This window comes from Saccharothrix sp. NRRL B-16348 (assembly GCF_001280085.1).
Lineage (GTDB): Bacteria > Actinomycetota > Actinomycetes > Mycobacteriales > Pseudonocardiaceae > Actinosynnema.
Map to the genome: position 1 here is coordinate 210,750 of NZ_LGED01000220.1, position 8,368 is coordinate 219,117.

General features: G+C 71.0%; 6 protein-coding genes. 1 reads left to right on the plus strand and 5 read right to left on the minus strand.

Annotated features, from left to right (window positions below):
• Positions 1–6: 6 nt before the first annotated feature.
• The 5 genes from ADK67_RS31765 to ADK67_RS31785 form a co-directional block, all read right to left on the minus strand.
• On the minus strand, positions 7–3,234 hold the full coding sequence (locus ADK67_RS31765) for a CHAT domain-containing protein (RefSeq protein WP_053720228.1): 3,228 nt from the start codon (positions 3,232–3,234) through the stop codon (positions 7–9).
• A gap of 5 nt (positions 3,235–3,239) precedes the next feature.
• Positions 3,240–4,025 carry a hypothetical protein gene (locus ADK67_RS31770; RefSeq protein WP_053720229.1) on the minus strand — a complete coding sequence of 262 codons (786 nt, stop codon included), beginning with the start codon at positions 4,023–4,025 and terminating at the stop codon, positions 3,240–3,242.
• 1 nt (position 4,026) lies between these two features.
• Positions 4,027–5,655: a CATRA conflict system CASPASE/TPR repeat-associated protein gene (locus ADK67_RS31775; protein ID WP_053720230.1), complete on the minus strand. Its 1,629-nt coding sequence runs from the start codon at positions 5,653–5,655 to the stop codon at positions 4,027–4,029.
• Positions 5,633–5,899 carry a CATRA system-associated protein gene (locus tag ADK67_RS31780; RefSeq protein ID WP_053720231.1) on the minus strand — a complete coding sequence of 89 codons (267 nt, stop codon included), beginning with the start codon at positions 5,897–5,899 and terminating at the stop codon, positions 5,633–5,635. The genes ADK67_RS31775 and ADK67_RS31780 overlap by 23 nt, the downstream gene beginning before the upstream one ends.
• Positions 5,900–6,202: 303 nt before the next feature.
• Positions 6,203–7,075, minus strand: a complete 873-nt coding sequence (locus ADK67_RS31785) for a helix-turn-helix transcriptional regulator (protein ID WP_053720232.1) — start codon at positions 7,073–7,075, stop codon at positions 6,203–6,205.
• 189 nt (positions 7,076–7,264) lie between these two features.
• Here ADK67_RS31785 and ADK67_RS31790 point away from each other — a divergent pair, with 189 nt between their 5' ends.
• Positions 7,265–8,281 (plus strand): zinc-dependent alcohol dehydrogenase family protein, encoded by a 1,017-nt coding sequence (locus tag ADK67_RS31790; RefSeq protein ID WP_053720233.1) that lies wholly within the window; start codon positions 7,265–7,267, stop codon positions 8,279–8,281.
• Positions 8,282–8,368: the final 87 nt, after the last annotated feature.

Consider the following 8,368-nt stretch of genomic DNA (forward strand, 5'->3'; position numbering starts at 1 on the left):
CTCGTGCTAGCCGATGTGGATGAACGGCGCCCAGTGCAGGACACCGATCGCGCGGACGGCGGGGAACGGGGAGCCGGCGCACTCGTCGCGAATGCGGCGAACCGACCGGTGCAGGGCCGTCGCGGCAGCTTCGGGGCGGCCGGTGAACTCCCGGTAGAACGCCCGGACCACCTTGGCCGCGACCGCGTCCTTCGTCGTCCATCGGGTGGCCACGACCTGGGCGAACCCTGCCTGTTGGAGCGAGCCCGCGGCGTGCACGGGCTCATCGGCCAGGTCGATGCGGCCCGCCGCGCTCTCGCAGGCGCTGAGGAACGCGAACTCGGCATCCGGCAACCGAACAGCCCCGATGCGGGTGCCGGTGACCGGACCTGTCGCCTGGTGGTCATGCGTGTAGAGGACGGCGTCTTCGCCCAGCGCCGGGTTCTGCCCCGCGTGCCCGGCGAAGTGCAGCCACGGGTGCCGGGGCAACTCCGCCAGCAGTCGTTCCGCGGTGGCGTCCTCGTCGAGCAGTTCAGTGCCTGCGCCGACGGTCTCGACAACCGATCGGAGCTCGTTCGGCACGTTCGGCAGGTCGGCCAGCCCGGGGGTGCGGGCCAAGCCCACGGCCAGCACCGAACGCTTCGTGGCAGTTGTCCGGGGGCGCGACCTGGACTCCGCCAACGCCCGCAGCGTGGGGGTGTAGGAGGACACGACCCGGTCCAGGGTCGAGTCGGTCGGCGCGGTGGCGCCCCACGGGTAGTGGCCTGCCGCGTGCACGGGCAGGAAACCGAGGAAGCCGGTGGGGCACCAGCGGACGTGCCTGCCTTCCGCGACGTCCGCGCCGGCCCGGTCGTAACCCAGTGCGGTGAGCACAGGCTCCACGCACGCCAACCACAACCAGCTCAGGACGCCGCGCACGGTCTCGGTGGCACTCATGCGGACGTCGAGCGGGTACGTGCGCGCGTCGAGTCCGATGGCGACCGAGCCGAGGAAGGGCGCGACCTGGTTCGTCACCGCCGCCGAGGTCAACCGGGGCAGCGGCAGCACTCGGGCCCGGCCGCCACCGAGCAGGACGGCATCGCTGCCGAACCTGCTGACGTTGAGCACGACCACCGGCTCGCTGCCCACAGCGGCGAGCAACGCGTGGAACGAAGGACGCAGGAAGCCCGGGTCCACCGCGCGGATCCGGGCGAGCACGTCGCGCCTGCGGGTCTCGAGCGTGCGACGGTGGTCGAGGTCGTCCAGGGCGGCCAGTGCCTCGTCCCGGGTGAAGGACTCGGGCGCGTGCGGATCGGGTGGCAACCGGGCCAACGCCCGGTCGACGGACTCGTACTCGCCGACCAGGTCGGGGTGGGCGGCCCGCAGCCGGTCCAGCGCCACCCGTTCGAGGTGGACGTGCTGCACCAGGCTGCCTCGGCCACGTTCGAGCACCTCTACGGCGAGGTCGACCCTGCCGTCGTGCAGTGCGCATGCCGCCGCGTCGGATGCCAGCGCGTGGAAGTCGCGCAGGTCCCTTTCCCGGTCGTCGCGTCGCCATGTCCTGGGCGACAACTCGACCAGCTCGTCTACCGCGGCGGAGTAGCGCTCCCACGCGCGCCGCCAGTCGCCGCCCTCGGCCGCTCGTCGGCCGAGGCCGGCCAGGAGTCGCACCCGGTCACGCTGGGGCGTCGCCGAGGACGTCAGCACTCGGTCGACCAACGGCGCGACAACCGGGTCGGAGTGGTCCGTGCGCAGCAGGATCTCGATCAAGTTCGCGGTCAGTGCGGCGGTGGCGTAGCCGTCGGCTCCGGCCGCCAGCAGGGTGCGAACCAGTGCTTCGGGCTCGGCCAGGACCGTCACCGGGTGCCCGGCGTCCACCATCGCCAACCGTGTCACCGCCCAGTTGGCGGCCAGGAGCCGGCGGGCCGGGCCGTCCGCCGACAGCCGCGCCAGCTCCTCGCGCTGGAGCACGTCGGCACGGGCGAGGGCGTCAGGGTCGACCCCGCGCCGGTGGCGGCGGCGCAGCACGGAGGCGAGGTTGTTGACCATGACCGCCCGGTACGAAGAGGACGTCGGCACGTCGGCCAACGCGGCTTCCAGGTACGACTGCGCCTCTGCCAACCGTTCGCCCGCCTCGGCGGACGCGGTCGTCGTCTCGGCGATCTCGATCAGCACGGTGCCGAGCATCGCGCGGGCGGCGGGCTGGAACGTGTCGGACTCGGGAAGTCGGACGAGGGCTTCCTCCAGCATCCGCCGCGTGCCGATCAGCAGTCCGGGGACGCCCGTGACCCGCCAGCGGCGCAGCATCCGGTTGGCGAGGTTGACGATGACGCCGCCGTAGTCGATGTCTCCCGGTCCGATACCGGCGACCGCCTGTCGGGCCAGTTCCACGGCCTCGTCAAGCCTGCGGTGGTCCCCGGTGAGCGTGTGCTGGGTGTCGCGCACGTTGGCCAGGGCGTTCAGGCAACTGGTGGGTCGCAGCCCACTGGCGCCGCAGATCCGCAGTGCCTCCTCCAACACCTCAGCCGCCGAGTCCGCCAGCTCGACGTCACCGGTCGACTCGGCCAGCTTGCCGCGCGCCGTCCCGAGGGCGTGGAGGTACAGCACCCGGTGCTCGGTGGAGGAATCAGCCGCCGCGGCCTTCTCCGCGTGCTGGACCGCCTCCCGCAGGGCAGTGGTGTCCTCGCTGTGTTCCCACCAGGTGAGCAGGTGGTTGCCGAGCTGGTGGTGGGCCATGGCGATGTGGGAGGGCAACGCCGTGAACGCGGTGGCCTCGCGGCACAACCGGATCGCCTCGATCAACGGTGCCGCGTCGCGGGTGGCGTGGTGCCGCAAGGCCAGAACCGTGGACCAACCACCGCTGATCACGCAGCGCTCGTCGGCGGTGACCGCGCCGTCGAGTGCCGCGCGGTAGGTGGCTTCCGCTCGGGCCAGGTCGCTCAGCCGACCGGTCCGCTCGTAGCGGTCGGTCAGGTTCAGGGCCAGGTTGTTGAGCAGTTCCGGCACGCGTCGGGGTTCTGCCGCGGGCGAGCGGGCCGCTGCCTCGGCCGCCGCGACCGCCTGGTCGAGCAACGGCACCGGCTGCGATGACAGGGCGGCCAGGTCGCGCAGCACGCGGGCCAGGGTGCCCTGCGCCTGCACGAGGAGGTCGGGAGTGGCGGTCGGGTGCGCGATCACGGCCTCCAGCAGCCGCCGGGCCTCGTGCAGGGCGTGCTGATCGGCGGTCGCGCGGTAGCGCTCCAGCAGGACCGTCGCGGTGACGACATCGCTGTACATGTCCGTCAGTCCTCCACGCCCCATGGAGTGATGACGTCACCGTCGCGCCACAGCGGGCTCTCCGGCATGGTGAACAGTTCGAAGATGCGGTCGACCTGCTTGCGCAGCGCGACGTGGCAGTTGGGCGCCCACGCCCACAGGAAGTCGATCATGTCGTCGGCCAGCCGCATCAGCGCGTCGGGTTCGTCGTCGACCGAGCTGAAGCGCGTCTGGAAGGCGGCTCTGGCGTTCACGGCGTCCAGCTGATCGAAGAACGCGTTCGCTCCGCCCACCTCTATCATGTCCGCCGTCCGCACGCCGAGTTGCGCGACGTTGTAGTCGCTCGCCGGTTTGCCCAGGGTGCGCAAGACGTGTTCGTAGAAAGCCGGGTACAGAGCGGGGATGTCCCGTGGACCGGGCACACCCTGTTCGAGCACGAGGTCGATCGCCCCGACGAACCGGTTCGCCTCCCGGGCGGTGCCGAACGTCACCGGGTACAGCCCCGGTCCGTCCATGGCGGCCAAGTACCGGCCGTCGGGTCTGACCAGCAGCCGCGTTCCGCGCAACCGGTCCCAGTCGGCCGATTTGATCGTGCGACCGCGTTTGACCTGGAAGATCCGCTCGCTGGTCACGACGGCCACCCCGAAGGAACCGTGCGCGTCGTAGCCGAGGACGAGCACGCGTTCACCGGGGTTCAACGCGGCGAGGAGTCCGACCTCCTCGCGCGCCACCCGTTTGCGCGAGGCGCGGTCCTCGTTGGCCAGCTTGGCCAGCAGGTCCGGACTGGGGTCGACGGCGCCGAACAGGCCCATGTCACTCCTCGGTGATCGAATCGTCGGCGGAGCGACGAGCGGCCCGGTCGGGCACCCACACCCAGCCGGTGGTGTCCAGTTCCTTCTCGCGCACCGCGACGGGCCGGAAGGCGAAGTCCGGTTCCAGGTAGCCGTGGGCGACGACCTGGGTGTGCAGCCAGTCGGAGACGATCACGGCGAGGTCGCCGGACTCGACGGCCCGCAGTTCCCGGCAGTCGACGAAGCGCTTCAGGTCGACGACCAAGGGGCCGCGGAGGCCACGCCAGCCGTTGTCGGCCGCTTCCCCGCCGGCGCCCACGATGCCGAAGTCGACCGCCATGCGGATCCGCATCCGATCGGTGTGGTCGGCGTTGTCACGAGCCAGGGCGGCGTCGGTCGTGCCGATCAACTCCCGCAGGGCCGCCGCCGTGTCGCACCCGACCGGCAGGAACGCGAACCCGCCGTCTCCCGTGCCTTCACGGATCTGGTCCGCTACCGGACCGACCCTCACCAAGACCTCGTCGAGCACTCGACCGAGCCGCCGGTTCAGGCCCTCCCGCTGCCGGGCAGACCGCCGGCCGTAGCCGACGACGTCCACGACCACGCCCAATCGCGCGGTCAGCCCGCCCCTGTCGACGGTCGCGGGCGGGCGCACCTCGATGCGGGCGCGTTCGACCATCGGGCGCAAGTGGTCCAGGTCGTCGGTGATCGCTTGGACGAACCAGTCCGCGAACTCGCGGTCGTCGTCGAAGAATCCGCCGTGCGGCGCGTCCACCGGTCCGAGGTGGCGCGCCAGGTTGTCCCGGATGATGACCGCCGACCGCAGCAGGTCTTCCAGCCTGCCCGCGGTGAGCCGCACCTCGGTTTCCACATCGCGCAGGGTGTGGTTCGCGCCGCGCGTCAGGGCGGACTCCAACTCCTGGCGCAGGTCCCGGGTGTGCTTGCCGTGGTCCCACACGCGGGCCTGGTAGCGAATCCTGGCCGCCTGCACCAGGTACCTGACCAACGGCGGGGCCGCTCGCACGTCGCTCCACCACGTCACGGCGGTGGCATCGGCGTCGTGGTCGGCGGACGCCAGCGCGAACAGCACGCGGTCGGGTCGGGCCGCACGCGCGACGGGTGATTCCCACACCGCCAGCTTTCCGCTGGGCACCCACGTGCCGGTTCGCTCCCAGCCCGGTGGCAGCGGTGCGGCGGTGGTCGGTGCGAGGTCGCGGATCAGCCGCCCCGCCGAAGCCGTCGACGACACCTCTCCGCACACGGTGGCCGAATAGAGCAGGCACGTGCCCAGCCACGCCCCGGCGGACACGCTCCCCGCCACCCGTGACCAGCTGCCTGTCGCCGAGTCCCAGTCACGAGCGGGCAGGAGCAGGGACAAGCCGACGGCATCGTGGGTGAGGTGCCTCGCGACGATCTGGGTCCGCCCGGCGCCGTCCTGACGCGCCACCACCGGCGCCGTCCCGAAAGTCCCGTCCAGCACCGAGGACAGCTCCGCGTCCAAGCCCGCCACGGGCCGATCCAGGTCGAACGCCCGCACACAGGCATCCCACAGCGCGGAAAGGCGGGTTCCGGCTTCCTCGGCGAACGGTCCTTCGGTCGGCGCGAACGAATGCGCGATCAGGTCGAGGTCAACGAGGTCCGCGCGGTCCACCGTTCTCCTTCGCCCGCAGGACGTGCACGAGGTGGTCCACTCGTTCCCGCACCGGCAGGGGGATCGGCTTCGCGTCCGCCGGCGCCGAGCCGATCCGGACCGTGCGGCCCGGGTCCAGGTCCAGCAGCACCCACAGGTACTGCGGGAGCACCGCGCTCCCGTCACGCGCGGCGGCGGTCACCATCTGCGCCAGCACCTGCTCCACCTCGCCCCAGGCGGCGTCGTTCAGCTGCGCGTTCAGCAATTGCGACAGATGTGCAATTAACGCGGCTATGTCTTCTTCGTCTGCGTGCGGCATGACACCCGATTCTCGCCGTCACGAGCTGCGTGCGGTTTTCACGGCTCACGACAACTGATCTTCATCCGACTCGTGGGCAAGTGTGAACCACGCCAAAAGGAGTTTGTCCGCAGTTTTGCGGTAGTAGCGATCACGGTCTGACCAGTGACAGTCGATTCACCGTGAGGTACGTTCCGGGCGCGCGTGTCGTCACTCCGCAAATGCAAGAGGCGGATTGAACGCCGACCGCTCACGCCGAGGCGCCGGCGGTCAGTCCACGGTGTCGGGCGCGGGCTGGGGATGGTGGGTCGTCGCCCACGAAGCGAGGAAGCGCAGTCCTTCGTGGGATCGCGAGTCGGGTTCGGCGATCCAGATGATGAGTTCCTGCTCCGGGTCGGCGCTGCAGGTGAGGACGTCCCAGTCGAGGGTGAGTTCGCCGGCGACGGGGTGGTTGATGCGCTTGAGGCCGCCGGCGCGGGGTGCGACGTGGCGGTCTGCCCACCAGTGGCGGAACTGGTCGTCGTGGACGGACAGGTCACCGACGAGGGCGGCCAGCCTGGGGTCGTCCGGGTGGGCCGCGGCTCGGCGGCGCAGGCCGGCGACGGCGTTGCGGGCGGAGGCCTCCCAGTCCGGGTACAGCGATCTCATGGCGGGCTCGGTGAAGATGTGCCGGACGTAGTTGCGCTTCTTCTCGGGGATGGCCGCGAAGTCGGTGTTGAGCAGGGCGGCGGCCATCGGGTTCCACGCCAGGATGTCCAGGTGACGCCCGACGATCATGCCGGGCGTCACGGTGAGTTCGTTCAGCACGGTGAGCAGCTGCGGCTGCACTTTTCGGGCAGTCCGCCGTGGTCGGCTGACCTGGCGTCCGGCCAGCTCGTACAGGTAGTCCCGCTGGGCGTCGTTGAGGTGCAGGACGCGGACCAGGGATGCCAGCACGGACGTCGACGGGGTGATGCGGCCCTGTTCGAGGCGGGTGTAGTAGTCGGTGCTGATGGCGGCGAGCACGGCCACCTCCTCCCGGCGCAGGCCGGCCACGCGCCGCCGCCTGTCGGCCTCGGGCAGGCCGACCGCACGGGGGCTGAGCTCGGCCCGGCGGGCTTTGAGGAACTCGCCCAGCTCGTCGAGGTGCGCGCTGCCGGTCATGCCGGCCAGTGTGCCACCGCCGGGCAGCCGCGAGGGTAGGACAGTTCTGTCCCTGGATAAGCCTTTCCCAGGACAGAACTCTCCTCTTTCCGGGCGAAATGCGCGGTGGCAGGGTCGGTGACGTCGAACCACTCCACCCTGAACGGCGCGCTATCGCGTGCCGTCGCATCACGCCCAGGAGACAACGAAATGCGCGCAACGGTGATTCACGCCCCCGGTGACATCCGGGTGGAGAACGTGCCGGAGCCGGAGATCCTCAAACCGACCGACGCGATCATCCGCACCGTCGCCACCTGCGTGTGCGGCACGGACCTGTGGGCCTATCGCGGCCTCGACCCGGTCGGGGAGCCGCACCCGATGGGCCACGAGTACGTGGGTGTGGTCGAGGAGGTCGGCGGCGAGGTCACGTCGGTGCGGCCGGGCCAGTTCGTGGTCGGCTCGTTCGCCACCTCGGACGACACCTGTGCGAACTGCCGCAACGGCTACCCGTCCCACTGCGTGCGGCGCGAGTTCATGAGCACCTGCCAGGCCGAGTACGTCCGCATCCCGAACGCCCAGGGCACCCTGGTCGCCACCGCCGGACAGCCTGCCGAGGAGCTGGTACCCAGCCTGCTGGCCCTCTCCGACGTCATGGGCACCGGCTGGTACGCCGCCATGGCCGCCGAGGTCCGACCCGGCGCGACCGCCGTCGTCGTCGGCGACGGGGCGGTCGGGCTGTGCGGGGTGATCGCGGCCAAGGAGCTGGGTGCCGAGCGGATCATCGCCATGAGCCGGCACGAAGGCCGCCACGCGCTCGCGCTCGAGTTCGGCGCCACGGACATCGTCACCGAGCGCGGCGAGGACGGCATCGCCCGCGTGCAGGACCTGACGAACGGTGTCGGCGCCGATTCGGTGCTGGAGTGCGTCGGCACCCCGGAGTCGATGCGGCAGGCGCTGCAGTCGACCCGCCCCGGCGGCAACGTCGGTTTCGTGGGCCTTCCGCACGGGGTGGACCTCCACGGCGTGGAACTGTTCTTCTCCCACGTCGGCCTGCGCGGTGGACCGGCGCCGGTGCGGGCGTACCTGCCCGACCTCATCGACCGGGTGCTCGACGGCCGCATCAACCCCGGCAAGGTCTTCGACCTCGCACTTCCCCTCGACCAGGCCGCCGAGGGCTACCGCGCCATGGACGAACGCCGCGCCATCAAGACCCTGCTGCGACCCTGAACGAGCCATCCGGATGTGCGGACCACCACGCTCGTCCGCGCTGAACCATCCATTCAGGAGAGACAACGGGGTTCGCCCCGGTGGTGC